General features: G+C 43.3%; 23 protein-coding genes, 1 tRNA gene and 1 pseudogene. 14 read left to right on the top strand and 11 right to left on the bottom strand.

The window, feature by feature from the left end:
• The first annotated feature begins 187 nt into the window (after positions 1 to 187).
• Positions 188 to 1186: a hypothetical protein gene (locus RMY64_RS00290; protein ID WP_322690589.1), complete on the top strand. Its 999-nt coding sequence runs from the start codon at positions 188 to 190 to the stop codon at positions 1184 to 1186.
• A 101-nt stretch (positions 1187 to 1287) separates the two neighbouring features.
• Positions 1288 to 2382, top strand: coding sequence for a glycosyltransferase family 1 protein (locus RMY64_RS00285; protein WP_322698992.1), 1095 nt, complete (start codon positions 1288 to 1290; stop codon positions 2380 to 2382).
• Here the strand turns inward: RMY64_RS00285 and RMY64_RS00280 are convergent.
• Positions 2366 to 3193, bottom strand: a complete 828-nt coding sequence (locus tag RMY64_RS00280; protein ID WP_322698991.1) for a sulfotransferase domain-containing protein — start codon at positions 3191 to 3193, stop codon at positions 2366 to 2368. The two genes, RMY64_RS00285 and RMY64_RS00280, sit on opposite strands and share 17 nt — an antisense overlap.
• 152 nt (positions 3194 to 3345) lie before the next feature.
• Between RMY64_RS00280 and RMY64_RS00275 the strand changes: the two genes are divergently transcribed.
• The 3 genes from RMY64_RS00275 (at position 3346) to rfbD (ending at position 6172) form a co-directional block, all read left to right on the top strand.
• Positions 3346 to 4422: a glucose-1-phosphate thymidylyltransferase gene (locus RMY64_RS00275; protein ID WP_322669873.1), complete on the top strand. Its 1077-nt coding sequence runs from the start codon at positions 3346 to 3348 to the stop codon at positions 4420 to 4422.
• 114 nt (positions 4423 to 4536) lie between these two features.
• Positions 4537 to 5082, top strand: a complete 546-nt coding sequence (gene rfbC, locus RMY64_RS00270) for a dTDP-4-dehydrorhamnose 3,5-epimerase (protein WP_322698990.1) — start codon at positions 4537 to 4539, stop codon at positions 5080 to 5082.
• Between the two features lie 199 nt (positions 5083 to 5281).
• Positions 5282 to 6172, top strand: coding sequence for a dTDP-4-dehydrorhamnose reductase (gene rfbD / locus RMY64_RS00265; RefSeq protein WP_322698989.1), 891 nt, complete (start codon positions 5282 to 5284; stop codon positions 6170 to 6172).
• A 177-nt stretch (positions 6173 to 6349) separates the two neighbouring features.
• Here rfbD and RMY64_RS00260 read toward each other — a convergent pair whose 3' ends face one another.
• Complete coding sequence (locus tag RMY64_RS00260; RefSeq protein ID WP_322698988.1) at positions 6350 to 7090, bottom strand: 2-phosphosulfolactate phosphatase family protein; 741 nt, start codon at positions 7088 to 7090, stop codon at positions 6350 to 6352.
• Positions 7091 to 7594: 504 nt separating this feature from the next.
• Between RMY64_RS00260 and RMY64_RS00255 the strand changes: the two genes are divergently transcribed.
• Together RMY64_RS00255 and RMY64_RS00250 are read left to right on the top strand one after the other, a co-directional pair.
• Positions 7595 to 8014: a BlaI/MecI/CopY family transcriptional regulator gene (locus RMY64_RS00255; protein WP_292721488.1), complete on the top strand. Its 420-nt coding sequence runs from the start codon at positions 7595 to 7597 to the stop codon at positions 8012 to 8014.
• Positions 8014 to 8853: a M56 family metallopeptidase gene (locus RMY64_RS00250; protein ID WP_322699082.1), complete on the top strand. Its 840-nt coding sequence runs from the start codon at positions 8014 to 8016 to the stop codon at positions 8851 to 8853. Before RMY64_RS00255 ends, RMY64_RS00250 begins: the two co-directional genes overlap by 1 nt.
• 108 nt (positions 8854 to 8961) lie before the next feature.
• Here the strand turns inward: RMY64_RS00250 and RMY64_RS00245 are convergent, their stop codons facing one another.
• From RMY64_RS00245 to RMY64_RS00210, 8 genes and pseudogenes are all read right to left on the bottom strand, one after another.
• Positions 8962 to 9264 (bottom strand): hypothetical protein, encoded by a 303-nt coding sequence (locus RMY64_RS00245; RefSeq protein WP_322698987.1) that lies wholly within the window; start codon positions 9262 to 9264, stop codon positions 8962 to 8964.
• A gap of 164 nt (positions 9265 to 9428) precedes the next feature.
• A complete protein-coding gene (locus RMY64_RS00240; protein ID WP_322698986.1) occupies positions 9429 to 11828 on the bottom strand; it encodes an AAA family ATPase in 2400 nt (799 codons plus the stop codon).
• Positions 11829 to 11830: 2 nt separating this feature from the next.
• The gene (locus tag RMY64_RS00235; RefSeq protein WP_322698985.1) at positions 11831 to 12892 is read right to left on the bottom strand and encodes an ATP-binding protein; all 1062 of its coding nucleotides are present in this window, start codon (positions 12890 to 12892) and stop codon (positions 11831 to 11833) included.
• Positions 12893 to 13120: 228 nt separating this feature from the next.
• Positions 13121 to 14280: pseudogene (locus RMY64_RS00230) on the bottom strand (aminotransferase class V-fold PLP-dependent enzyme).
• 42 nt (positions 14281 to 14322) lie between these two features.
• Positions 14323 to 14394 (bottom strand) — tRNA-Asn (locus RMY64_RS00225).
• Positions 14395 to 14542: 148 nt separating this feature from the next.
• Positions 14543 to 15091 (bottom strand): NYN domain-containing protein, encoded by a 549-nt coding sequence (locus tag RMY64_RS00220; protein WP_322669865.1) that lies wholly within the window; start codon positions 15089 to 15091, stop codon positions 14543 to 14545.
• Positions 15092 to 15332: 241 nt separating this feature from the next.
• Positions 15333 to 16010 (bottom strand): ABC transporter ATP-binding protein, encoded by a 678-nt coding sequence (locus RMY64_RS00215; protein WP_094352150.1) that lies wholly within the window; start codon positions 16008 to 16010, stop codon positions 15333 to 15335.
• Between the two features lie 13 nt (positions 16011 to 16023).
• Entirely contained in the window at positions 16024 to 16296 is a 273-nt protein-coding gene (locus RMY64_RS00210; protein WP_012410874.1) for a hypothetical protein, read from the bottom strand.
• Between the two features lie 416 nt (positions 16297 to 16712).
• On the opposite strand from RMY64_RS00210, the gene psbD reads away from it, so the two are divergent.
• From psbD to RMY64_RS00175, 7 genes are all read left to right on the top strand, one after another.
• Positions 16713 to 17768, top strand: coding sequence for a photosystem II D2 protein (photosystem q(a) protein) (gene psbD, locus RMY64_RS00205; RefSeq protein ID WP_322694081.1), 1056 nt, complete (start codon positions 16713 to 16715; stop codon positions 17766 to 17768).
• Positions 17769 to 18545: 777 nt separating this feature from the next.
• On the top strand, positions 18546 to 18827 hold the full coding sequence (locus RMY64_RS00200) for a 4a-hydroxytetrahydrobiopterin dehydratase (protein ID WP_322674022.1): 282 nt from the start codon (positions 18546 to 18548) through the stop codon (positions 18825 to 18827).
• 488 nt (positions 18828 to 19315) lie between these two features.
• Positions 19316 to 21046: an iron uptake porin gene (locus RMY64_RS00195; protein ID WP_322674021.1), complete on the top strand. Its 1731-nt coding sequence runs from the start codon at positions 19316 to 19318 to the stop codon at positions 21044 to 21046.
• A 397-nt stretch (positions 21047 to 21443) separates the two neighbouring features.
• Entirely contained in the window at positions 21444 to 21881 is a 438-nt protein-coding gene (locus RMY64_RS00190; RefSeq protein ID WP_322685871.1) for an Rrf2 family transcriptional regulator, read from the top strand.
• An 84-nt stretch (positions 21882 to 21965) separates the two neighbouring features.
• Complete coding sequence (cysK, locus tag RMY64_RS00185; RefSeq protein ID WP_322698984.1) at positions 21966 to 22928, top strand: cysteine synthase A; 963 nt, start codon at positions 21966 to 21968, stop codon at positions 22926 to 22928.
• A gap of 15 nt (positions 22929 to 22943) precedes the next feature.
• Complete coding sequence (locus RMY64_RS00180; protein WP_322698983.1) at positions 22944 to 23645, top strand: J domain-containing protein; 702 nt, start codon at positions 22944 to 22946, stop codon at positions 23643 to 23645.
• A 163-nt stretch (positions 23646 to 23808) separates the two neighbouring features.
• Positions 23809 to 24681 carry a 6-carboxytetrahydropterin synthase gene (locus RMY64_RS00175; RefSeq protein ID WP_322698982.1) on the top strand — a complete coding sequence of 291 codons (873 nt, stop codon included), beginning with the start codon at positions 23809 to 23811 and terminating at the stop codon, positions 24679 to 24681.
• 104 nt (positions 24682 to 24785) lie between these two features.
• On the opposite strand, the gene RMY64_RS00170 is transcribed toward RMY64_RS00175, so the two are convergent.
• The gene (locus tag RMY64_RS00170) at positions 24786 to 25343 is read right to left on the bottom strand and encodes a Uma2 family endonuclease (RefSeq protein WP_322698981.1); all 558 of its coding nucleotides are present in this window, start codon (positions 25341 to 25343) and stop codon (positions 24786 to 24788) included.
• Positions 25344 to 25349 lie beyond the last annotated feature (6 nt).

Genomic DNA, 25349 nt, shown 5'->3' with positions numbered 1-25349 from the left:
ATGAATGCTATAAAATTTTATCAAAATTAACACCATAACAAGGTTTGCAAAAGAGAGATATTCTCCTAATATTATATTTGTTAAATAAATTACTATCAACTTATTTATTACTAGTAACAATTATGCTAATAGACCAACATTAAGCAATTAAGCTTGACATAATAAACTAAAAAGCGAGTTGAAAATTATGCTAGATACAATACTGCAAATCGTAAAACCTATATTGAATCTCTTAAGAGCATTGAAAAAAAAGTATAGACTTCCTTCTTCGACAACAGATGCTATAAGCTTGAACATTAAAACTTTGGGATATGAATATGCTCGTAGTTTGCGCGAACAGTTGATAATACCTAGTAATTTATCTCCACAAAAAATCAACTTACAATCCAAAGCTTGTCAACAAAATGATATTGAATCAGATTGGTTTTTTTACTGGTGTCAAGAGATGAAAATTCCGGTAGCATACCATCGAAAATTGTGGGAGTTTTGCTATATTTTACAGGCATTATATGAATATGATTTACTTACTCCTGGACGTAAAGGTTTAGGTTTTGGTTGTGGTGAAGAACCTCTGCCAAGTATTCTAGCTGCTTATGATATTGCGATTACGGCTACAGATTTACATCCAACAGCATCAGCTGCACAAGGTTGGATAGAAACTAAACAAAATATGTCTTCTTTAGAAAAGATATTCCGTCCTGAATTATGTACAAAAGAACTATTTACTAAAAATGTGAGTCTAAAGTATGTCGACATGAATGCTATTCCTGCTTACTTAGAAGGTAAATATGATTTCTGTTGGTCTGCTTGTGCATTAGAACATCTAGGTAGCATTAAAAATGGACTTCTGTTTATCGAAAATTCTCTAAAGACTCTAGTTCCTGGAGGAATAAGTATACAGACGACAGAGTTTAATTATTTAGAAGAAGAAACAACTATTGACAACTATGGAACAGTACTTTTTAGAAAAAAAGATTTTGAACAAATTGCTAAAAAACTAACTGTGGCAGGCCATCAAGTAGCACCCCTTGATTTCAATATTGGTTCTCGTGTGTTAGATAAATTTATTGATATTCCTCCATACTATAATCAAATACATGAGCTACGACAAGAAGCACATTTAAAATTTTTATTTGAGCGTTTCGCTTCTACATCCTTTGGTATGATTATCAGAAAAGCTGTGTAAAAAGTTACAAATATTAATTTACTATAGTATTCTCTAATTTTTAATAATTCATGTAAAAATTGTTATTTTACAATCATTATAGGTAAATGAAAAAATACTAAATGAATATAGTAGATAATATTTCCTCTAATCAATTAATTATTAACTTATCTATTCTTTTGTCTAAACCAACCGGTATAGGCAACTATGCTCAAAACCTTTTTCCTTATTTAAAATCTTTCCAACCTACTCTGTTAGTAGCCCAAAAATATCCTGATTTTGATTGCTATCTAATCCCGCCAAACTTAACCCCAGACCACGGCACAAAAGGTCATTTTAACCGCTTGCTTTGGACACAATTTCAACTACCACAAATATATAAAAACCTTAAATCAAGTCTTTTATTCTCCCCGCTACCAGAAGCACCTCTTTATAGTAGCTGTCGTTTTGTTGTCACATCTTTTGATATGATACCGCTGCGTTTTGCCAAAGGCTTCTCACCACTCACAGCCTATCACCGCTACTACACTCCCCAAGTTCTTAAGCAAGCACAACACATTATTTGCATTTCCCAGACTACGGCTAAAGATATCACCGATTTTTACGAAATTCCCGCCAGCAAAATTACTGCGATTCATTTAGCGCACGATCGCACTCACTTTCTTCCTCTCAACCTTCCTACCCGCAACTACTTTCTCTATATTGGCCGCCAAGATCCTTACAAAAACATCCAGCGACTCATCAGTGCTTTTGCGGCGTTACCTAACTGCAAAGACTATGAACTATGGTTAGTAGGGCCAATTGATTCGCGTTACACCCCGACTTTAAAAGTGCAAGTTGCAGAATTGGGTGTAACTAATCAGGTAAAGTTCCTTGACTATGTTCCTTATGGCGAATTGCCAAAAATAATTAATCAAGCGATCGCTCTCGTTTTCCCCAGTCTTTGGGAGGGTTTTGGTTTACCTGTCCTCGAAGCAATGGCTTGTGGTACTCCCGTCATTACCTCCAATCTCTCCTCCTTACCTGAAGTGGCTGGCGATGCGGCGATTCTAGTCAATCCCTACAACACCGGAGAAATTACAGAAGCAATGCAGGCGATCGCAACTAATTCGGAGTTGCGATCGCATCTACGTACCCTTGGCCTCAACCGCGCCAGTCAGTTCAGCTGGGCAAAAACAGGACTTGCTACCGCCGAAGTTATCAAACAGTACCTATAATGGCTGATTTCTGAAAAATAGAGAGACTGCGAGGTAAGCTTTCTTTAACTGCAATAGCATTCCAGTTAGCGATCGCCTGCTCTTCGGTTAGAGTCGGGTTAGCATTACACACATAATCAAGTTTAGCTAACACGTTTTGATGGGCAAGAGCAATCTCTTGAGCAACAGGTGCTATAAGCAGCTTCTTCCAGAGAGCATACTTTCCTTGCCAAAAGTGATTGTTTGTACTCATGGTACGGAGGCGATCGATGGAATGCAACGAAACCACATCTAATATAGGCTTAACTGGGGTCAGCCCCAGTTGTTCGTTAAACTGGGCAAGTTCCTTGACCGCATCATTCACCAGATTTTCGTAACGAACTTTTAATGTGTCTTCTCGCCTCCACCATTCCGGGCTAATCGAGAGAAGTGCTGCTGCTCTACTCCCAGTGGCATAGTTGATAAACTCTGGGCTAAGTGGTGTTTTCTCAAGGATGGAAATCTCGGTTCCCCCTTCACCTTTTAACCAGCTGGCAGTATCTGGTTCGTAGTTGGCAAAATGCAGAATAGAAATCAATACATCCAAGGGATGGCGGGCAAGAACTACCACACGAAATCCTTGCTGGGCGAGCAATGAAACTAAATCATCACTTCTGTGCCAATGAATCTGAAGCACTAATCTTGCTGGTAGCAAGTGCCAGGAAATGTCATCTGGATGATGCACCGCCAGTTCAGCCATTTCATAAATGGCTGCCAGCATTTTTCGTAGCCAGGTGTTGCCCGATCGGGGATTGCTGATTATCGCCAGACGCAAGGCGTCTAAACTGCTCAAATTCTGTTAATCCTTTCAACTAAATTAGGATACATCTAAACTAACATCATACTGACACCATAATGTAAATTCAATGATTTGGGATTTTGTCAAGATTTCAGATTATCTTGACTAATGACTTGTAATTAATCCTAAATCCTGATGAAAGCACTATGAAAGCACTAATTCTTTCTGGCGGTAAAGGTACACGCTTACGTCCTCTTACCTACAGCGGGGCGAAACAACTTGTACCTGTTGCTAACAAACCTGTTTTATGGTATGGCATTGAAGAAATGGTCGCGGCTGGTATTACTGATATTGGCATCATTATCAGTCCAGAAACCGGGGCAGAAGTCCAAGGGAAAACTGGAAATGGAGAATCCTTTGGAGCGAACATCACCTACATCGTACAAGATCAGCCACTTGGACTTGCTCACGCCGTCCAAATTGCCCGTCCCTTTTTAGGAGATTCTCCCTTTGTCATGTACTTGGGAGATAACCTGATTCAACTAGGTGAGTTACGTTACTTTCTGCAACAATTTAGCCAACAACAGCCAGATGCTTTGATTCTATTACGTTCAGTTGCTAACCCTAGTGCCTTTGGTGTGGCTCAGGTTGATGAAACTGGACGGGTATTACAATTAATTGAAAAACCCAAAGTCCCTCCTTCAAATCTGGCATTAGTAGGGGTTTATTTCTTTTCTCACCTCATTTATGATGCGATCGCAAATATTCAACCTTCCACTAGAGGCGAGTTGGAAATCACTGATGCTATTCAATACCTTATTAATCAGCAAAAGCAGGTTGTAGCCCACAATCTCCAAGGCTGGTGGTTAGATACTGGTAAAAAAGATGATTTATTAGAAGCTAATAGATTAATTCTCGATACCTATCTGACAGCATCAGTTGTGGGCGAAATCGATGCCCAAAGTCAGATTATTGGACGAGTCAAAATCGGGGTAAAATCTAAAGTAATTAACTGCACAATTCGGGGGCCAGTAGTCATTGGTAGCAATTGTCATTTAGAAAACTGCTTTATTGGCCCTTATAGTAGCATCGCTAACAATGTCACACTCATTGATACTGATTTAGAACACAGCGTGATTTTAGAAGGTGCTAAAATTGCCGGAATTCATCAGCGCATTATTGATAGTGTGATTGGACAAAGGGCACAATTGAATCTTGCACCCCGTCGCCCTAAAGCCTTGCGATTTATGATTGGCGATGACTGTCAAATTGAACTAACGTGATTTACTTATTCAAAACAAAAAAACCACAGTCAAAATCTTAATTATAAGACCTGTAAAATACAAGTATAAAATTACTCTCAAAATTAAGATTGTGGCACATTACTTGTAATATTAATGAGCATTGTACATACCAAAATTCCTGAAGTTATCCAACTCGAACCCCAAGTATTTGGAGACGATCGCGGTTTCTTTTTTGAAGCCTACAACCACCAAAGATTTGCTCAACAGATAGGGATTGTTACAAACTTCGTCCAAGATAACCACTCTTGCTCTAAACAAAACGTCCTCCGGGGATTGCACTATCAAATCCAACAACCCCAAGGTAAACTCATTCGGGCGATTGTTGGTAGTATCTTTGACGTAGCCGTAGATATTAGAAAAAGTTCGCCTACCTTCGGTAAGTGGGTAGGTTATGAACTCAGTGCTAAAAACAAACGCCTACTGTGGATACCACCAGGTTTTGCTCACGGCTTTCTTGCACTTTCAGAACTAGCCGAAGTTCTCTACAAAACTACAGATTATTATGTGCCCCAAAGCGATCGCACAATTCTATGGAACGATCCAGATTTAGGGATAGATTGGCCCTTGAGTGGGCCACCGATTTTATCAGCTAAAGACCAAGCTGGTAAATCTTTCAGAACTGCTGAAGTATTTGATTAAGTAGTCATTTGTCATTGGTCATTTGTCATTGGTCATTGGTCATTTGTCATTGGATTTTGTCAGATACCCAGCCTTTTGCTACACCCTAAGCTTACTTTTATAGTGTGCGGAAAAACTTTGTCTTTCATCGAACTAATTCAAACCACGTTAAAGAGTGAGCGTGGCTTCTCTTGGACAAATGACAAATGACAAATGACAAATGACAAAATCAATTTTGCTGATTGGTAGCAACGGTCAAGTGGGTAAGGAACTACAACAAATACTCTCATCTTATGGGGATATTATCTCAGTAGCACGCCCAATAGTAGACCTTACCCAACCCGATACCCTCCGCAACGTTATTAGATCAAAGCAGCCGCAAATCATCATTAATGCCGCCGCTTATACTGCTGTAGATAAAGCCGAAAGCGAACCCGAACTTGCTACCGCTATTAATGCGACTGCACCCCTAATTCTTGCCCAAGAAAGCCAAAAATTAGGAGCTTTTCTAATTGATATTTCAACTGATTACGTTTTTGATGGCAATGGCTGTAGCCCTTATCAAGAAACCGATACAACTAATCCCTTGAGTGTCTATGGTAAAACCAAACTCGCCGGAGAAGAAGCTATTCAAGAAACTTGCGCCCATCATCTCATTCTCCGCACAGCTTGGGTTTATGGAACCTTTGGCAAAAGTAACTTTGTTAAAACCATGCTGCGACTAGGTGCAGAACGCCAAGAACTCCGTGTTGTCGCCGATCAAATTGGTAGCCCGACTTGGGCGCAAGATATAGCCACAGTTATAGCCCAGACAATTCCCCAGTTAACTCCAGAAATTAGCGGCATTTATCACTACACTAATAGCGGCGTTGCTAGCTGGTATGATTTTGCCGTCGCTATTTTTGAAGAAGCAGAACAGCTAGGCTTTTCTTTGAAAATTGAACGTATTGTCCCGATTACAACCGCCGAATATCCCACACCAGCCTGTCGCCCTGCTTATTCCGTCCTTGCTTGTGGAAAAATTTCCGCAATTCTAGGGACTTATCCTTCCCATTGGCGACAAAGACTTCGGCAAATGCTTAAGGATTTGAAAATTGGGCATGGGGCATAGGGCATTGGGCATAAGAGGCAGAGGGGCAGAGGTGCAGAGGGGCAGAGGGGAAAAACTTTCTTCAACTTCTCCTCTGCTCCCCTGCTCCCCTGCTCCCTTGTCCCCCTGCCCCCTTGTCCCCTTGTCCCCTTGTCTCCCCTGCTCCCCTGCCTCCCCTGCTCCCCTGCTCCCTATTCCCTATTTCTTTTGACTTTTTAATACTCCCGTTTCATGTTGTATGGGCAAGACATCTAAAATATCAGTTTGGGAACAATATTTTAAATCTTCGTGACAGTCAAGACGCAACAATCGTTGGCCGTGACTCGCTTGGTGAAGTAATCCTAATAAGTTATTTTGCCATTGAGAGTAAAGAGCGATCGCACTAATTACTTCATCGTTACCAGCGAGTTCTTCAGGTAACAAGTTGCTTTGTTGCAAAATACTATGAGCGATCGCACCCGCACAAACTGTATCCTCTAAAGAAAAACTACCTTCCCAACCGGAACCGACAATCCACACTGTCTCTGGTTGCTTATCTAAAAGAAATTGCACCACCGCCGCCCGGTTAATCAAGGCTGCTGCTAAGACGTTTGGGGAATCTTGTACTCGTTGTAAAGCACGAGTGCCATTTGTAGTGCTGATAAATAAACGCCGCCCTTCTACTAATTCTGGTGTGCAGTCGAGGGGAGAGTTACCCAACTCAAAACCAGCTACTTTCGCACCGCCGCGTTCTCCAGCCCGCAAACGTTTTTCAGGGGGCCATTTTTCGCTAACTTCAATTAACCGATCTAAATCGCTGAATACTTGTACAGCTTCGCCTCCAGATGCCAAGACAGTCGCAATTGTGCTAGTAGCTCGCAAGACATCGACTGCGATCGCACATTCTGGCGCTTTATCCGTTGGAGTCAATTCAGGAGTGTGGTATACGAATAACTTCACGGGCTGGATACACCTGTTTTAATACTACTGCCGAAAATAACATTCTACCTAGTTGGTGTCACTAACTATAGTGACAATTCCTCCAGGAAAATTTTTTATCATCAAAATACAAAATGTATCTCATTCAATACATAGATGGGGGCAGGGGAGACAAGGGGGCAGGGGAGCAGGGGAGCAGGGGAGCAGAGGAGAAGTTGAAGAAAGTTTTTCCCCTCTGCGCCTCTGCACCTCTGCCCCTCTGCCTCTTATGCCTCTTATGCCCAATGCCCGATGCCCAATTTTCAATCCCTAATAAATACTCAAAAAGCGCATTTTATGCTTTTAGACTTTCAGACTTGCTGCACTATCTTGTAATCTAAAACAAGAACAGACCTTCTAAATGGGGAAAAAGTTACAGTTATAAGGCTACAACCCAAAGGGACAAATATTTACTCATTCCCTACTCCCCAGTACAGACGCAATTAATCGCGTCTCTCCCACTCCCCACTCCCCATTGAAATTGCTATGGCACCTTTACCCGACTACCGCCCTAAACAGCTATCTTTAGGCCCGTTGGAAGCAGAAATTTTAAATATTATCTGGGAACTTGGTTCAGCCACAGTCAAGGATGTACACGATCGCATCCTCGCCGATCCCAACCGCGAATTAGCGTATACTTCTGTCACCACCGTCTTACGTCGCCTCACTGATAAAGGTTGGCTGGCCTGCGACAAAAAGGAGCGGGCATTCTATTGGCGGCCAATGCTGAGTAAGCAACAATCAGAAGTCATCAAAGCTCACGAGCAGTTACAGCGATTTCTCGCAGTGGGGAACCCCGATGTTGTTGCTGCCTTTGCTGATAGCTTAGATGAAGCAGCTAGCGAACAAATAGCAGCGATCGCTAAACGTATTCAATCTGCACGCCAAGCCAGGGAGGAACAATGATGCATCTGATAATGATTTTGAATGCTTTGGCAGTTGCCTGGTGGTTAAGATCCTCTTGGAATCAACGCCAAGGCAATTGGAGTCGGCGGTGGCAGCGATCGCTATTTTTGTTTCTCTTCCCGCCCTTGCTAATTTTCATGACTGCGATCGCTGTGCTGTTCATGGGGCCTCAAGGACAAATGGGCGGAATGTATACAGGCTCAATTAGCTATTTACTAGCATTAATTTATTTGGCATTTTTTGCCATTTCATGCATTAAACTTGCCTTCCAGGGTTGGCAATCTGTAGAATCTGCCCGTAACTGTCCTTTAGTGAATGTTGGCGATAGACGAGCCAGACTGCTGCAAACGGGCGCGTTGTTTGCAGGTCAAATCGGTTTTTGGCAACCAGAATTAGTGGTTAGCCAAGGATTAGTGCAAACTCTCTCACCTGCTCATTTAGAAAGCGTCTTAGCCCATGAGCAAGGGCATCACCATTACAGGGATACGTTCTGGTTTTTCTGGCTGGGTTGGGTGCGTTCTTGCACAGCATGGTTGCCAAATACAGAGCCTTTGTGGGAAGAATTGTTAGCTTTGCGCGAACTCCGTGCCGATGGTTATGCAGCATTGCAAGTAGACCCTCTAGTGCTAGCAGAATCACTTTTATTAGTGGTTAGTAGCGGCCCCGTCTTATCGGAAATTTGCTGTGCTGCCTTAGGTTCCTCTGGTGCAGATCGTTTAGAACAAAGAGTAGAAGCTTTATTAGCACCACCAGAACCAACCCCAGAAGCTCAATTACAATCTTGGCATGGCTTTCTGTTGGCGTTCCTGCCTCTACTGACTGTGATATTTCATAGTTAATTTGAATTTATAGCAGGGAACAGGCAATGGGCAATAGGCAATAGGCTTGCAAGTGTCTTGATGTCGGCGTTTTACGATCGGTTTATGTTCTAAACTATATTTCAACTGCTATAAAAAGCTACTACAGCCCAAAGCTGCAACGATAGCGACATTTGTCGTGTCTGTAGCAACTTCTGCCTTCCCTGTAGTAACTTCCGCTTTGACGTTTCCGTGTTTCGCGCAAGCTGTAGCAACTTCTGCTTTAACGTTTCCGTGTTTTGCGCAAGCTGTAGCAACTTCTGCTTTGACGTTTCCGTGTTTCGCGCAAGCTGTAGCAACTTCTGCTTTGACGTTTCCGTGTTTCATGCAAGCTGTAGCAACTTCTGCTTTGACGTTTTCGTGTTTCTCACAGGCTGTAGTAACTTGCATCATGACTGTAGCGACATTTGCATGGAATACAGACCTAACCCCCAGCCCCTTCCCTTCTAGCGTTGGGGAGTAAGATTCAAAGCCTCTCTCCTTTTAGGAGAGAGGTTTGGAGAGAGGTCAAAAATGTACTGCTGCACCCAAGCGAGAACCACTATAGGACTGTTATATTACTCTTCTTCTAGCAACTGTTCTATATACTTTTGCACCAAAGGCACTTGAAAAGCATTGCCTTCTGGAGTCAAGATTTCTTTTCGCGTTAGTTTGCGGATAACACCTTTGTCCTGCTGTGTGGGAGTTTCCCCGTAGATTATCCGGCGTAGGAGAGAGCGATCGCTCTCTGCTAAACTTTTCCATAATTCCTGAAAATACTGATCCCCTCGCTCCAGCACAACAGGAATAATTTTTTTAACATCTTGTACAGTTGCTTTTGCTGTATCTGCTTCTCGCCTGTTTCTTCTGATATCGCGGTTTAGCGACTCCACCAACTCGTAACACACCAACTGAACAAGAAAAGGCTGACAGTGAGTAACTTGGATAATTGCATCTACAGCAATTGGTTCATAGATATTGCAGAAGTTCTCCACTGGCTGTCGAATCAAATCGCGGGCTTCTGACTCTTGCAAGTAAGTCATTCGCAAAGCACGGGTGTTAATTAGATAGTCACTCCAATAAGCGGGAAGTTCAGATAACTCATGCGAACCACTAAAAAGTAGAATCCACTTGCGTTGGTGTTGCAGCAGGTTACGAATAAAGTTGAGCGGTACACGGCTATTTGTTGCTTCCACTACCTCACCCAAGCACTCATATTCATCTAGACACAAGAGAAATCGCTTACCAGGATTGCGGCGTTCTATTTCTGTTAGCCAAGTTTGCAGTGCTGGAAATGGATCTTCAGCTAGTCTACTGGCATCTGGATTTGGTAAGTATACTCTGCGGGGTAGTTGCCGTGCAGCTTCAGTAATTTGTTTGGCTAGATTTTCTGCCAATCCCTTAAGCGTTGTAGCTGATGCTGCACCTTGTAAATCTACCAGCAAAGGTATGATACTTGCTCCAATTTTGTACGGTAGATATTTCAGTGCTGAGGTTTTCCCTGTTCTACGCCCACCATAGAGTAACAACACTGGCGGCGGTTCTGAAAGTACCAAAGTTTCAATTTCCCGAAATATATCGATTCGCCCTTTGAAACGATTCTTGGCTGTTTCGGGATCTAGTGAATTACCAGCAATATAAACTTGTCGAATTTCTTGTGATTGCTGTGCTTGTTCTTCAATAGTGCGCTGCGCCGTTTCTAGAATCGTCAGCCAGCGTTCGGCTACACTACCAAACATAGTAGCCACCAAAGCATTTTTCCCAAAAACCAGACTGTTCTTCAGTTCTTTCAATGCATTGATGGGAGTATTTAGTAACTCATACTGACGATAAGGGGAAGTTGCTTCCTGTGATGCTCGTACACTCTGGCTAATATCCAAAAATTGGGGTAGCACAATGCCAAGTTCTTTTGGTGGAGTTGAGGGAATCCACGCTAGTTCGTTGGCAACGTCTACAATATCTCCCAACGTCTGACAACGATTGAGAATATCGATAGCAATACCAGCAATTGCCTTTACTGCAACTTTTTGCTGGTTGGTGGAAGCGATTAGGTAATCAATAGTTTCACGGGCAGCAGATGGGTTGTTTCGATAAGCCTCTACAATCATCTGATCCATGAAAGGCAATGGCAAAATAATAAGTTCATCAAAACGGGGTGGCAGGTATCTTAAACAATTTACCTGCTTGCCATTGGAAGAAACAAAGAAGAGAGTGAGTATCCACACTAATTCTGGCAACCAAAAGTAAACCCGCAACACACCAAGAAAAAACGCCACGCCGAACGCCACGCCTACCGCTACGCCAAACGTGACGCTGAACGTGACGCTGAACACCACGCCTAACACCACGCCTATCACCACGCTGAACGCCACGCCTACCGCCACGCCTACCGCCACGCCTACCGCTATGCTGAACGCCACGCCGAACGCCACGCCTACCGCTATGCTGAACGCCACGCCGAACGCCACGCCTACCGCCACGCCTACCGCCACACCGAACGCCACACCGAACACCACACCTACCGCCACGCCTACCGCCACGTCAAACGCCACGCCTGATAAAAATCGAATTGCCAAAAATATGATCAGGGCAGGAACCAGGAAAATAACTACTTTATTTTTATTGCCACCACGGTCTAGAACCCTTCCTATAAACCAGCCTACTAAAATAACACCGCTTGTGAACCATTTAAATGACTCACCACTAACCAGGGTGTAAATTGGTGCTATTAGCAATACAGCAACCATTGGCACTACAGCTGTTAGCCACCAAACTTGCCCTGCATAGCGACGCAGGCGGTGGTTAGTATGAAGAAACTCAGCCCATTTGGCAAAGGGGTCGTTTGTCGGCTTCAATTTTGGATGGATATCACGCAGCCAACGTTCAAAGGTAAAAGGCTTGAAGTATATCCAATACAGAAGGCGCACACATTCAATCACATAAGTCCAAAAGCCTGATGCTGGGGACGTGTTACTCATGGCTACTTTATCCCCAACTTGTCACGCACAAAATCCCAAACTTCATTCCAGTGCAGCACACCCACCAAAACCAAAACGAGCAAAAGCAGAATTACCATCCCAATAATCCAGTTGCTCACATCATCAACAGCCCCACCAATGAACTTGGCTATTCTACCCAGACGCACTGGTAAATCCCAAACTAACCAATGCAGCCATAATTGCCATCCTTGTCCTTTTACTTTGGATTTAGGATTTGCAAGCTGTTGTTCAAACTGCTGTTTCGCCCACTTAATTGCTTTACCTTGTTGACGTGCTTCCCACAAATAATAACCAGCCAATTGCAACTTATAAGGATGACGATCGCCCCATTGCTGGGCATGATTCTGTTCGTCTACACTCAAAGCAGCACCATTTGTAGACCGAGTTGGTAAGCGCGACAGTTCAATAGCCTCATCTGTAGCTAATTCTTTCAAAAAAATAGTGTGATTAATATTGAAAAAACCAGAGGGGAAGTGATACCTTTCAGCATAAACATCCAGTCGTTCACGGGAAGCCACTACTACCATCAAGGCGTTGCTATTATCCATTAGCGATCGCAAATTGTCATAAAATCCATTATCAAATTTATCTGGATATTTCAAAAGGCTTTCAAAATCATCCAGACAGAGGACGGGTAGCTTTCCTTGCTGTTTCCATTCCTTAATCGCATCTGAAAATGCTTGACGATTAAGCAGTTTAGTCTTCCAAGGATTTTGCAGACTGCGTTGTTGCCATCTTTGAACGTGATTAAGTAAACCTTCAGCTATAGCTTCATAGAAACCCGTTTCAGTTTGGCAATCTACGCCCCGTAACGATAGGTAAATAACCACATAACGGTTCGCGTCTAATCCTCGCTGCTCCCAAGTCCGAACGAAATAATACAGCAACGAAGATTTACCAATGTGCTTCTCACCAACTATATTGATACTTGTAGGCTGATCGCCCTTCATCCGAGATGCGATCGCGTGTAATTCATCTTTACGACCGACAAACAGCCTGGGATCTTCAATCATCCCCGCAGCCACAAAAGGATTAGAAGGCATAGCTCCAGAAGCCATGTAAAGCGTTATCCTAGTTTCAGCAATTTAAGTGCAATCACTTAAAAGAATAGCACTTAGTGCAAAACAGACCCTTGATGCGATCGCCACTTCCCTGAAACTATAGCAGTTCCTAATCAGATAAAGTACATCATCATAGCCCCCTCCTCGCTTGCGGGGAGGGGGTTGGGGGTGGGGTTCTTATAACTTACAAAAACCGAGAAGCGCTATAGATTAACCTGAGAGCAACCCCTTTAAAACCTTTGCCAAATACTCATACTGCTCAAAAGTATTGTAAATCTGCGCCGAAATCCTTACCAACAGCCGAGGTTTTTCCTGCCCGGCATCACCTGCACTTGAATACCAAACTTATCAAACAACTCATCATGTAAAGCCAAAAAATCGCGGTTTTCCAATATCGTAGGCATTGGCACAACCGCCATTGAACCAATCATTTCCTTTGGACAAGGCGGTTGCACTTCCAGCCCTTCACAAAGTAGCCGTCTTCCCTGCAACACTAGCTGATGATTTTGCTGCATTAATTCTGTCCACCCACCAGGTAGCAACGAACCCATAAAAGCGATCGCTTCTGGCACACACATATAAGCTGTAGGATCGTCTGTACCTGTCCAGTCAAATTCCAACTGAAAGCGGCTTTTATCAGTGCGTGGCGAATTTGTCCCGTGGCTAATTGTCAGAGGACGAATTTCTGACTGTTTATCTCGTCGCACATACAAAAATGCTGCCCCCTTGGGCGCACACAGCCATTTATGACAATTCCCCGTGTAATAAGTTGCGTCAATCTCTCGCAAATCGAGAGAAATCATTCCAGGCGCATGTGCCCCATCGACCAATGTATCTACACCCCGTTGTTGCAACTCCTTCGCCAACTCTTGAATCGGGAAAATTAGCCCTGTCTGGCTGGTAACATGATCCAAAAGTGCTAATCGGGTTTTTGGTGAAACTCGCTCAATTACTGCTGCGATTACTTGCTGTGGCGAGTCAATAGGGAAAGGAACTTTTGCCACCACCACCCGCGCACCAGTGCGACTGGCAATAAAATCAAGTGCATTGCGGCAAGCATTATATTCGTGGTTAGTTGTAAGTATTTCGTCCTCTGGTGAAAACGTCAGCGACCTTAACACCGAATTAACGCCAGTCGTCGCATTGGGGACAAATACCAAATCCTGCACATCAGCACCTACAAAGGCCGCTAGCTTACTTCTGGCATCGTCTAGCAGAGGTTCCCATTCCCTAACAAAAAAGCGCAAAGGTTCATGTTCGAGTTGCGATCGCAAACGTTGTTGAAACTCCAGCACTTGTTTAGGACAAGCACCAAAAGACCCATGATTCAGAAACGTCACAGTCGAGTCAAGCGACCATAAGTCTCTCATGGATAATCTAGAATCCAAAATTTAAAATCCAAAATTGCTAAACTCCCCAGGCTGGATTCGAACCAGCGACCAATCGATTAACAGTCGATCGCTCTACCACTGAGCTACTGAGGAACGCTCACGATTTATAATCTTAGGGCTAAAAATAGTATTTGGCAAGTACTTTCGCCAATATTTTTTTTTAGATAGTTAATTTATAGAAATTTTGCAGCCAAAATCTATTCAAGAATTTAAGCAGAGACTCTTAGATACTAAATATCTACTACAATCCCATTCGTAATTCAGCCAGACGCTGCCGCGCCTTAGCATCAATGCCATTAGCTAAAAACCGACTCTTAGATTGTTTGCGCGTATGATACTTCTGTCGCATCCGGCAGACAGTGGCTTCCACTTCGCCACAGAGTTGTTGTGCTGACAACCATTCAGCCCCATACCCTTGTATCATCAACTGCTGTGCCCGATCTGATGTAGCAACAATCACACGAGAAATCAAAGATTGGGCTATTTGGTGGCGAAAAGAAGCGCAGGATTTTTCAATATAAGTATCTGCGGTTTGCCCAAAATCAGTGTAATAAACAGATAAAAGCTCAGTAATAATTTCTTTATTACTAGAGGTGTTTTGATATTGGGCATCAAAAACTATCTGAGTTGTGTAACCTTGAAACGCACTATAACCAGTCATTGCTTCCACAAGTTCGCCCCGTGCGGCCTCTAATCCAACGCTATCACGCGTTTTTTTAAGGCAAGGCCAAGCGCCTATTATATTGTAGCCGTCCACTAACAAAACGGCTTGGAGTAAGGAACGGGGCATGGTTTTTAATCACAATTTTCTAGAGTTAACAAAATTCATTCATAAGTTTTATAATAATTGATGCATAGTCTGTAACACTATGTTACATAAAACAAAAAATACGGCAGCCTCACAAAACTCAAACTTCAGATAGACGCACCAACTTAAAACGCGCCTTTATTTAAAAGGCGCGTTAGAGTTCTAGTTAGTATTATTCAGGAATGCGAAATGCAATGAATTTTACTTAGCACTCAGCACTTAATTAAGAGGCTTCGCTGTGTACCTCCATCAGACGTTGTTTGAGACGTTCGGCTTCACCACTATCTACCAGAGAGCCTTTTTCTAGCAAGAAAGCGCCGTCACAATAATTCAACTCATCTAATCGATGTGTCACCCATAGGGCTGTAATACCTCGACTTTTGACAAGGCGGCGGACACCAGCAACTAAATCCAGCTGGCTATCTGGATCTAGTAAGGCAGTGGGTTCATCTAATAATAAGACTTCACAGCGACGGGCGATCGCACCGGCGATCGCGACTCGCTGTTTTTGTCCCCCAGAGAGTGCATAAATAGGGCGTCGTTGCAATGTAAGCAAATTCACCGCTCCAAGCGCCTCCTCAACTCTTGCTCTGGTAGCAGCAGGCGGCAACTTTTCTTCCACCAATCCAAAAGCCACATCAGCACCAACAGTTGGCATCACCAGTTGATGATCTGGATTTTGGAAGACAAAGCCAACGGGTTGCAAAACCCGAATTTCGCCAGATTCAGGAGCTAATAACCCCGCCAGCAGTCTCAGTAAAGTAGATTTTCCGCTGCCATTTGTACCTAAGAGCATCCAAAACTCACCCTTGGGTACTTCTAAAGAGCAAGATTTGATAACTTTTTCTCCATTCGGCCAACTGAAATTTAAATCCTTGACCTCAATGCCCACTTGAGCCATTTGTCAACCTTGGTTACTCAGCAGCTACGGCAAAAAAGCCAGGTGGTCTGCCACCACCTGGGGTTGTACCATCTTTCTGAACAATCTGCACCCCAGAAATTTCACTAGCGCGGACAGCAATTTTTTTCTCTGTCTTGCCTTCGCATTTGAGTTCTACAATGTCAGGGTTCCCAGAACGGATTGCTGCCAAAATTAGCTGATAGACAGCCTCAGCATCCTCTGCTGACTTACGTTGTACTGAGATTGGGAAAGCAGTGTTTCTGATGCTTAAATCGATGGTAAACATTTAGCAATAATCAAATTTAACTGTGGACTCATTTTAGCGTCAGCTGAGTGATTCTAGGGAAATGAGGATTGGGCATCCCTTCTCTGCGAGACGCTACGCGAACGACTCCGCTTAGGACAAGTGGGCATTGGGCATTAGTTATTTCTTCGATCCATTGCTCCTTTGCCTCTCTGCCTCTCTGCTTCTGATTCCCTATTCCCTACTCCCCATTTATCACCTCATCTGAATCAAAAAATAAATTTTATGAGAAAACCCCTAGAAAAATTAGCAATTTACACCTAATATAATTAAAGGTGTGTAAAAAATTGTAAACTTGGTTAACAACCTGGTTAACTTTCTGCTTATGGAAGGCCTTAATATCGCCATCTATAATACAGATACAACCTGTACTTATAAACATTTGGAGATTTGCTCTAATGACCATCGCAGTTGGACGTGCGCCCAGTAGAGGGTGGTTTGACGTTCTAGACGACTGGCTCAAGCGCGATCGCTTCGTATTCGTAGGTTGGTCAGGGATACTATTATTCCCCTGCGCCTTCCTAGCACTAGGCGGTTGGCTGACCGGCACCACCTTCGTCACCTCTTGGTACACCCACGGATTAGCCTCTTCCTACTTAGAAGGCTGTAATTTCCTAACAGTAGCAGTATCCACCCCCGCCGACAGCATGGGACATTCCCTACTGCTGTTGTGGGGTCCAGAAGCCCAAGGCGACCTCACCCGTTGGTTCCAACTGGGTGGGTTGTGGCCATTCGTTGCCCTACACGGAGCCTTCGGTTTGATCGGCTTCATGTTGCGGCAATTTGAAATTGCCCGTTTAGTAGGAATACGTCCTTACAACGCTCTGGCTTTCTCAGCTCCGATTGCAGTATTCGTCAGCGTATTTCTGATGTACCCCTTGGGACAATCTAGCTGGTTCTTTGCACCCAGCTTTGGGGTGGCTGCAATTTTCCGGTTCCTACTATTCCTGCAAGGGTTCCACAACTGGACACTCAACCCCTTCCACATGATGGGTGTTGCGGGTGTATTGGGTGGTGCGCTACTGTGCGCCATTCACGGTGCCACAGTCGAAAATACCTTGTTTGAAGACGGTGATGGTGCTAACACCTTCCGCGCCTTCAATCCAACCCAGTCGGAAGAAACCTACTCAATGGTGACAGCAAACCGTTTCTGGTCACAGATTTTCGGGATTGCTTTCTCTAACAAGCGCTGGTTGCACTTCTTTATGTTGTTCGTGCCAGTTACAGGCTTGTGGATGAGTGCCGTCGGCATCGTCGGTTTAGCACTCAACCTGCGGGCTTACGATTTCGTCTCCCAAGAATTACGGGCGGCGGAAGACCCGGAGTTTGAAACCTTCTATACCAAAAACATTTTGCTCAACGAGGGTATCCGCGCTTGGATGGCTCCTCAAGATCAACCCCACGAACAATTTGTATTCCCTGAAGAAGTTCTACCTCGCGGTAACGCTCTCTAAGAATTCAAATTTGACCATGACCTCAGTTAAGGTTGTGGTTGGCGAAAATTGGCACACCCAGATAAAATAATCTCCTTGTAATCAACCAATAAAGTGTCAATTTTCACTATCTCTAGTAATCTCCCATCAAAAAGGTGGGAGATTTTTTATATATTGGTTAATATCTCTAAATTTATGTGTTATGTTAGATGAAGGTTATAAACCCAGAGTAAATTCTCTGCCCTTTTGAGACTAAGACCGCTTAGGCAACAAGGAGGTGATGCCCATGATAGAAAGTAGTATACGCATGGGTCATCAGGTTGCAGTTAGCCGGCTGTGTGCCGGGGCTGTTCTCTAAAAGTTAGCCTTAGTTATCTTTGAGATACTAAGTTAGCTCAAGTAGCTAGGCAAGCTCGGAGTTCCTTCCGGCAGTCTGGTTGCAACCTGAAGACCCGCTAGACCGCTCTGACTTAGATCACCCGATCTAAATCAGGGCGGATAGTTTTTTATAAGTGATTTTTGTTTTATCAATGCTTACTTTTAAAAGAGAGATAGGGATGGCTGCCACGAACAAAGCCAACCTATTTAAGTTTTCTTAAAAAGCATAAATATCTTGGTTAAACCTTGGAGTTTGACCAAATATGAGAAATAGCGTCTATCTGCCAAGTCTGATTGAAATCTAGACACACGAATTCTGACTGAATTTATTCTCCCATATTTTCTGTGTGGAGAATAAAGGAGTTTGTCTTTGTCAGATCCAAAATGTTGTAACAAATATAAAAGTAGGAATTTCTTGATATGGCACAACTACTCACCGAAGCCCAAATTCAAGAACAGGCAAAGATTTTGTCAGATTGGACTATTCAAGATTCCAAGTTGCAGATTACCCGTACATTTAAAGATTTTATTGAAGCAATGGAGTTTGTCAATAAACTAGTTGAACCGGCTGAGTCAGCCCGACATCATCCAGATATAGAGATTTCCTACAATAAAGTAAAGATTACACTTACAACACATGATGTAGGCGGATTGACGCAGCCAGACTTTGATGTAGCACGGGTGATTTCCCAGATTAACTAAGTGATTTCTTTTAATATCTTGTACCAAACTATAAGAAGTCACTACAATATACGGTTTATATAGCCGAGCCAGTATGTTTTAACTGGGGTGAGATTTATACTAGGAGCGAGTGGAAGAAGCGATTTTCGCTCGCAAACTCTAAGTGTCTAAAACTTCAGTAATTTAGCTTGTGTAGAGAGCGAATGACCCAAACTCTACTCCCTGCTTAGATATTTAGATAAGTATGTGTGACAGTTATTAAGGCGATCGCTCCAATATTGCCATCTAGATCGGATGTTTTATAATGTTATGATATAAAGATATGTTTTTGCATAAGTTAATCACATCAGTTTTTAACCCAAAGTTAATCGTTTATTAGCTTTGCAAAAACTAGAATTGTAGTAGAGACAACTATGCCTCATCCATAGGTTTCAATGAGATGTCGCATTTTCGAGAATTAGGTGTAACGAAACCAATTATCTAAACAAGGTGTGAGGAGTAAAGGAAAAATGTCTAATCTATTATGGAAATCCTTAGTGGTTAGCCCAGCAGTTTTGGGAGCAACATTGTTAGTTTCGGCAACAGCAATGGCGGCCCCAAGCAAAACCACAGAAGTATCACCAGCCAAGCAACTAGGTGTAACTGAAGTTGCCCAACAGCCAGAAATACTAGCTCAAACAACCATAGATCAAGTTAATCGCTACAGCAACGAAGGCAACCAAGGCAATTCTCAGTCTCAAGTAACATCGGTTTCTCAATTTTCCGATGTACAACCTACTGACTGGGCATTCCAAGCATTGCAGTCCTTGGTTGAGCGCTATGGTTGTATTGCAGGTTATCCGAATTCCACATATCGCGGTAATCGTGCTTTGACCCGTTATGAATTTGCTGCTGGTTTGAATGCCTGTTTGGATCGGGTTAACGAATTGATTGCCACAGCAACAGCTGACTTGGTGACAAAACAAGATTTAGCTACCTTACAACGGTTACAAGAAGAATTTTCCGCAGAATTGGCAACCCTACGCGGTCGCGTAGATTCCCTAGAAGCGCGGACTGCTGAATTGGAAGCAAACCAGTTCTCTACTACCACAAAACTAGTCGGTGAAGCCGTTTTCGCCGTTAGTGATGTATTTGGAGGTAACACTGGTGACGCTAACAATACTGTCTTCCAAGATCGGGTACGTTTAGACTTGCAAACCAGCTTCACTGGTAGAGATGTTTTGCATACACGTCTGGCAGCAGGTAATGCACAAGCCTTTTCAATAAGGGATGACGTTAATAATCCGATCGGTACTGCTGAAGGCACACAAACATATCAAGTTGGTATAGGCAATGGTAACAACAGTGTCAGAATTGACCGCTTGACTTATGAAGCTCCCATCGGGCCAGCCCAAGTTTACCTCGCAGCTAGTGGCGGTCGTCATAGCCAGTATGCTGCTGTCAACAATCCTTACTTTTTTGACAACACTGACGACGGTGGTAACGGCGCTTTATCTACCTTTGCTTCTGAAAGTCCTATCTATCGGATTGGTGGCGGTGCTGGTATAGCACTCAATGTACCCCTTGGTAAAGGTGGCGGTATCCTGGGAAATAGCTCAATCACTGCGGGTTACTTGGCATCACAAGCTAATAATCCTGGTCTTAGTACAGGCCTGACCAACGGTGACTATGCAGCTCTCGGACAGTTGAACTTTAGTGTTGGCGATCGCTTGGCTTTAGCTGCTACCTATGTCCACGCATATAGTGCCAGTGGTGCTTTATTTGACTCTGGTACAGACGGAACAACTGGAGCTTTTGATGTAGGTACTGGACAAGCTAACTTTTTAGGTAATGCAGCAGGTGTAACCCGATCTAACAGCAACTCCTACGGTGTGTCGGCTGCGTTTAGACCTAGCGACAAACTCTCCGTTAGTGGATTCGTCTCTTACCATGATGTTACAGGTGCAGGTGCAGGTGATGATTATCAAGCTTGGAGCTACGGTTTAGGGGTAGCCTTACCTGATTTCGGTAAAAAAGGTAACGTTTTAGGTGTTTTTGCTGGTGCAGAACCCTATTCCTTTAACCGCCCAGGTTTTGGTGGCAACAATGATATACCCTACCACTTTGAAGGCTTCTACAAGTATCGTGTGTCGGATAACATCTCTGTAACCCCTGGTGTCATCTGGTTGACCTCTCCTGGTCAAAATAGCGATAACGATGATGCTATTATCGGTACGCTCAGAACAACTTTCACCTTCTAGAGTGTTGATTATCTGCTGACAAATTTGAACTCTATTTATCCCCGCCATTAGGCGGGGTTTTTTGTTTTCGGTAATAATAATGGATAAACCCCAGTAGTTAACCGGAGTATAATAGAAAAGTTAGAAGTTATGAGTTATGGCGGGTTTGATATGAATAGACTAGAGTAATGCCTACTCTACAAGTGACTTACGCCGTGAGTAACTTTTTCTGAGCGAGCTTTTTGAGTAGAAGTTGGCGGTATAAAGCTACATATTGCGTAGTATCTTAACTCTACCAATTTGAGATTTTGAACTTTGGATTTGAGATTGAAGAAAAAATCTCAAATTCAAATTGAATGAGTTCTAACTCCTAACTCCTAATTCCTAACTAATTTTTACCCCTAACTTATTGCTGCTTGTGGAACTATCCTGTAAATCGGAATACGCAATTCTCGCCTTATTAGAGATGGCCGCTCATTACGAAAGCGGCGAACCTCTGCAAATTCGACAAATTGCAGCACAACAAAATATACCCGATCGCTATCTGGAACAGCTACTAGCAACCTTGAGGCGTGGCGGTATAGTTAAAAGTCAGCGTGGGTCAAAAGGTGGCTATCTGTTAACGCGAGAACCCCGAAAAATCATCCTTTTTGAGATTTTGGAATGTTTAGAAGGCTTAGAGGCGCGGGCTGGCGAAGAAAACGTTAATTCCAAAAGCATAGACAGTTCAGTTATAGAAGAAATTTGGCAAGAAGCAAGTCGCGCGGCAAATTCAGTCTTGCAAAAATATACGCTCCAGGATCTTTGTGAAAAACGAGATTCGCGGCAGCAATTAGATATCATGTACTACATTTAGTCAAGAGTCATTTGTCATTAGTCATTGGTCATTTGTTGATGACTAATGACCAATAACAAATAATTAATAATCAAGGACTAATTTATGCGAATAGCTCGTAACATTACAGAACTTGTTGGTCGTACACCCCTAGTGCAGTTGAACCGGATTCCTCAAACAGAAGGATGTGTTGCAGAAATTGTGGTGAAACTGGAAAGTATGAACCCATCGGCATCAGTTAAAGACCGGATTGGGGTAAGTATGATTAACGCTGCCCAAGAGGAGGGGCTAATTACTCCTGGGAAGACAGTATTGGTAGAACCCACTTCTGGAAACACTGGTATTGCCCTAGCAATGGCAGCAGCAGCAAAGGGTTATCGATTAATTTTGACAATGCCAGAGACCATGAGTGGAGAGCGTCGGGCAATGTTGCGAGCTTATGGAGCAGAACTGGAACTAACACCAGGAATGGAAGGTATGAGTGGGGCAATTCAACGAGCGCAGCAAATAGTTAATACTACACCAAATACCTACATGTTACAGCAGTTCCGCAATCCAGCTAATGCAAAAGTGCATCGGGAAACTACAGCGCTTGAAATCTGGGAAGATACCGATGGACAAGTCGATATCATTGTGGCAGGAGTGGGTACAGGTGGTACGATCGCTGGTGTAGCAGAAGTGATTAAAGCACGTAAGCCTAATTCTAAGGCGATCGCAGTTGAACCAGCCAATAGCCCCGTTTTATCTGGGGGACGACCAGGCCCCCACAAAATTCAGGGAATTGGTGCTGGGTTTATTCCCCAAGTACTCAAGATAAAATTAATTGATGAAGTGATTACCGTCACCGATGAAGATGCGATCGCCTACAGTCGGCGTTTGGCAAAAGAAGAAGGGCTACTATCTGGTATTTCCAGTGGAGCAGCTTTATGTGCAGCAATTCGCGTTGCTCAACGTCAAGAAAATCAGGGACGTTTAATTGTAATGATTCAGCCCAGTTTTGGTGAGAGGTATTTGAGTACACCGTTGTTCCAAGACCTAGAGGCAAGATTGGCCGCTAGCGTAAGTTAACGATACATTGAATCAATGGTCAATTATAACCGCGTTTCTAACCATTACGAAACTCTCAAAGTTAGTCCAAGTGCAAGCCTTGCGGAGATTAAACAAGCTTATCGCCGCTTGGTTAAATTGTTTCATCCTGACAGTAATCAGGAAAGTGCCGATCGCGAGCAAATTATCCGCATCAATGCAGCTTATGAAGTCTTAGGCGACAATCAAAATCGCCGCAATTATGACCAAGAACTGCAAGATGACTCCCAAAAATTAAATAGCGATCGCCAACAGCGTACAGCATCAGCCCAAAAGCATTACCAGACAACACGAAAAACTGGACGCGATGTTGACGAGCAAGTTGAAGAATGGCTGCGCCAAGTTTATCAACCAGTAAATCGCTTGCTTTGTACGATTCTTTATTCGTTAGAAGAACAAATGGAGCAATTAGCTGCCGATCCCTTTGATGATGAGTTGTTAGATGAATTTCAGGAATACTTAAAAACTTGTCGAGATGACCTCAAGCAGGCACAAACTACTTTTCGCTCCCTGCCAAATCCCCCTAGTTTAGCAAGAACAGCGGCTCACCTCTACTACAGCCTCGATCAAGTAGGAGATGGACTTGATGAATTAGGTTACTTTCCTTTGAACTACGATGAGCGTTATTTACACACAGGTCATGAACTATTCCGCATAGCTTCGAGATTACACTGTGAAGCACAAGCTTCTGTTACATAATTATTGGGCACTGGGCATTGGGCATTAGGTATAAGTCAATATCGCTAGATGTCAAAGGACAGATGACAAATGACTAATGATTAATGACACATAACTTAGGAATTAGTTTATGCTGGAAGCAGAAAAAGATTAAGAAATTTTAAATTCTGCTGATAGTGTACTCATGCAATGCATTGTTAATCGCCGCGCCCAGTTTGCAGCAAGTCATCGTTATTGGTTGCCAGAACTGAGTGAAGCCGAGAATATTGAGAAATTTGGTGCTGGTACTAGATTTCCGGGACACGGGCATAACTATGTCTTATTCATCTCCCTAGCTGGGGAATTAGATGACTATGGTATGGTGCTGAACTTGTCTGATGTGAAACACGTAATTCAACGGGAAGTTACCAGTCAATTGGACTTCTCTTATCTCAATGATGTGTGGGCAGAATTTCAACAAACTCTGCCTACCACTGAGAATATTGCACGGATTATCTGGCAGCGACTAGCACCGCACTTGCCTTTAGTCCGCGTGCAGTTATTTGAACATCCTGAACTTTGGGCAGATTATATGGGAAATGCAATGGAAGCCTACCTTACTATCAGTACTCACTTTAGCGCCGCGCATCGGCTAGCTCATCCTAAACTCAGTAACGAAGAAAACACGCTTGTTTATGGTAAGTGCGCTCGTCCCAACGGTCACGGACACAATTATCATCTAGAAGTTACCGTGAAAGGGGAAATTGATCCACGTACTGGGATGATTGTTGATTTAGGTGCCCTGAATAAAGTGGTAGAAGATTATGTGGTGGAGCCATTCGATCACACCTTTTTAAACAAAGATATTCCCTACTTTGCCGAAGTTGTGCCGACTGCTGAAAATATCGCACTTTACATTAGTAATTTACTGCGATCGCCTATTCAAGAATTGGGAGCTAAACTTTACAAAGTGAAACTGATTGAAAGTCCCAATAACTCCTGCGAAATCTACTGTACTGAATCTGAATCAAATTCAGTCAGCGCAGCCGCGAGTCAGCCAGTATTAACAAGCGTTTAGGTAATTGAAAATTTAGTTAGGCATAGGACATAGGGAACTGATATCATCCCAATGCCCAATGCCCAATACTTCGACTACGCTCAGTACAAGTGCCCAATGCCCACTTAAAAAAGTTTACTTACTAAGCAGTTAAAACCAGGTAGCAAAGGACTTGTCAATTCATCTTGATTAAATAAAGTAGCTGCTAACTTTAATACAGCCTGTTCGCGTCGATAAACCTCAACTTTTTTCTGTATAGAATCGCAAATCCAATATTCCTGAACTCCTTGCACCGAGTACAGCTTTAGCTTTGTTTCCTTGTCGCGTTTCTCGTTTTTTTCGCCGGGAGATAAAACTTCTACTACTAACTCTGGTGCGCCCGTGAGATGTCCAGCTTCATCTAGTAAGTTTTTTAAGCGTTCATGACTTGCCCATACCACATCAGGGATCACATTGTCCGAATCTGAGAAAATAATTCCAGGTGCGATCGCAGCTTTACCTAAACCAGTTTCATCTGACCAAATTTTGAGAACTGTACCAATATTGACACAACTTGATTGATGATCCCAGTGAGGTGCTTTGGTCACAAATAGTTCTCCATCAATAATCTCATAGCGATTTCTGCGATCGCTAGCAAATAGCTCTAGGTCAGCAGTCGTCCAACGCACTGGAGTTGTTTGCATAGAAAC

The organism is Nostoc sp. DedQUE08 (genome assembly GCF_034530895.1).
In the GTDB taxonomy this organism is placed as follows: domain Bacteria; phylum Cyanobacteriota; class Cyanobacteriia; order Cyanobacteriales; family Nostocaceae; genus Nostoc.
The sequence above is the reverse complement of the archived record's forward strand: the minus strand, read 5'-3'. Positions and strand labels throughout refer to the sequence as shown.

Bases quoted from the DNA above. Each gene is read 5' to 3' on its own strand.
- RMY64_RS00290 (WP_322690589.1), top strand. From the start codon at position 188: ATGCTAGATACAATACTGCAAATCGTAAAACCTATATTGAATCTCTTA.
- RMY64_RS00285 (WP_322698992.1), top strand. From the start codon at position 1,288: ATGAATATAGTAGATAATATTTCCTCTAATCAATTAATTATTAACTTA.
- RMY64_RS00275 (WP_322669873.1), top strand. From the start codon at position 3,346: ATGAAAGCACTAATTCTTTCTGGCGGTAAAGGTACACGCTTACGTCCT.
- rfbC (WP_322698990.1), top strand. From the start codon at position 4,537: ATGAGCATTGTACATACCAAAATTCCTGAAGTTATCCAACTCGAACCC.
- rfbD (WP_322698989.1), top strand. From the start codon at position 5,282: ATGACAAAATCAATTTTGCTGATTGGTAGCAACGGTCAAGTGGGTAAG.
- RMY64_RS00255 (WP_292721488.1), top strand. From the start codon at position 7,595: ATGGCACCTTTACCCGACTACCGCCCTAAACAGCTATCTTTAGGCCCG.
- RMY64_RS00250 (WP_322699082.1), top strand. From the start codon at position 8,014: ATGCATCTGATAATGATTTTGAATGCTTTGGCAGTTGCCTGGTGGTTA.
- RMY64_RS00245 (WP_322698987.1), bottom strand. From the start codon at position 9,264: ATGATGCAAGTTACTACAGCCTGTGAGAAACACGAAAACGTCAAAGCA.
- RMY64_RS00240 (WP_322698986.1), bottom strand. From the start codon at position 11,828: ATGAGTAACACGTCCCCAGCATCAGGCTTTTGGACTTATGTGATTGAA.
- RMY64_RS00235 (WP_322698985.1), bottom strand. From the start codon at position 12,892: ATGCCTTCTAATCCTTTTGTGGCTGCGGGGATGATTGAAGATCCCAGG.
- RMY64_RS00220 (WP_322669865.1), bottom strand. From the start codon at position 15,091: ATGCCCCGTTCCTTACTCCAAGCCGTTTTGTTAGTGGACGGCTACAAT.
- RMY64_RS00215 (WP_094352150.1), bottom strand. From the start codon at position 16,010: ATGGCTCAAGTGGGCATTGAGGTCAAGGATTTAAATTTCAGTTGGCCG.
- RMY64_RS00210 (WP_012410874.1), bottom strand. From the start codon at position 16,296: ATGTTTACCATCGATTTAAGCATCAGAAACACTGCTTTCCCAATCTCA.
- psbD (WP_322694081.1), top strand. From the start codon at position 16,713: ATGACCATCGCAGTTGGACGTGCGCCCAGTAGAGGGTGGTTTGACGTT.
- RMY64_RS00200 (WP_322674022.1), top strand. From the start codon at position 18,546: ATGGCACAACTACTCACCGAAGCCCAAATTCAAGAACAGGCAAAGATT.
- RMY64_RS00195 (WP_322674021.1), top strand. From the start codon at position 19,316: ATGTCTAATCTATTATGGAAATCCTTAGTGGTTAGCCCAGCAGTTTTG.
- cysK (WP_322698984.1), top strand. From the start codon at position 21,966: ATGCGAATAGCTCGTAACATTACAGAACTTGTTGGTCGTACACCCCTA.
- RMY64_RS00180 (WP_322698983.1), top strand. From the start codon at position 22,944: ATGGTCAATTATAACCGCGTTTCTAACCATTACGAAACTCTCAAAGTT.
- RMY64_RS00175 (WP_322698982.1), top strand. From the start codon at position 23,809: ATGCAATGCATTGTTAATCGCCGCGCCCAGTTTGCAGCAAGTCATCGT.
- RMY64_RS00170 (WP_322698981.1), bottom strand. From the start codon at position 25,343: ATGCAAACAACTCCAGTGCGTTGGACGACTGCTGACCTAGAGCTATTT.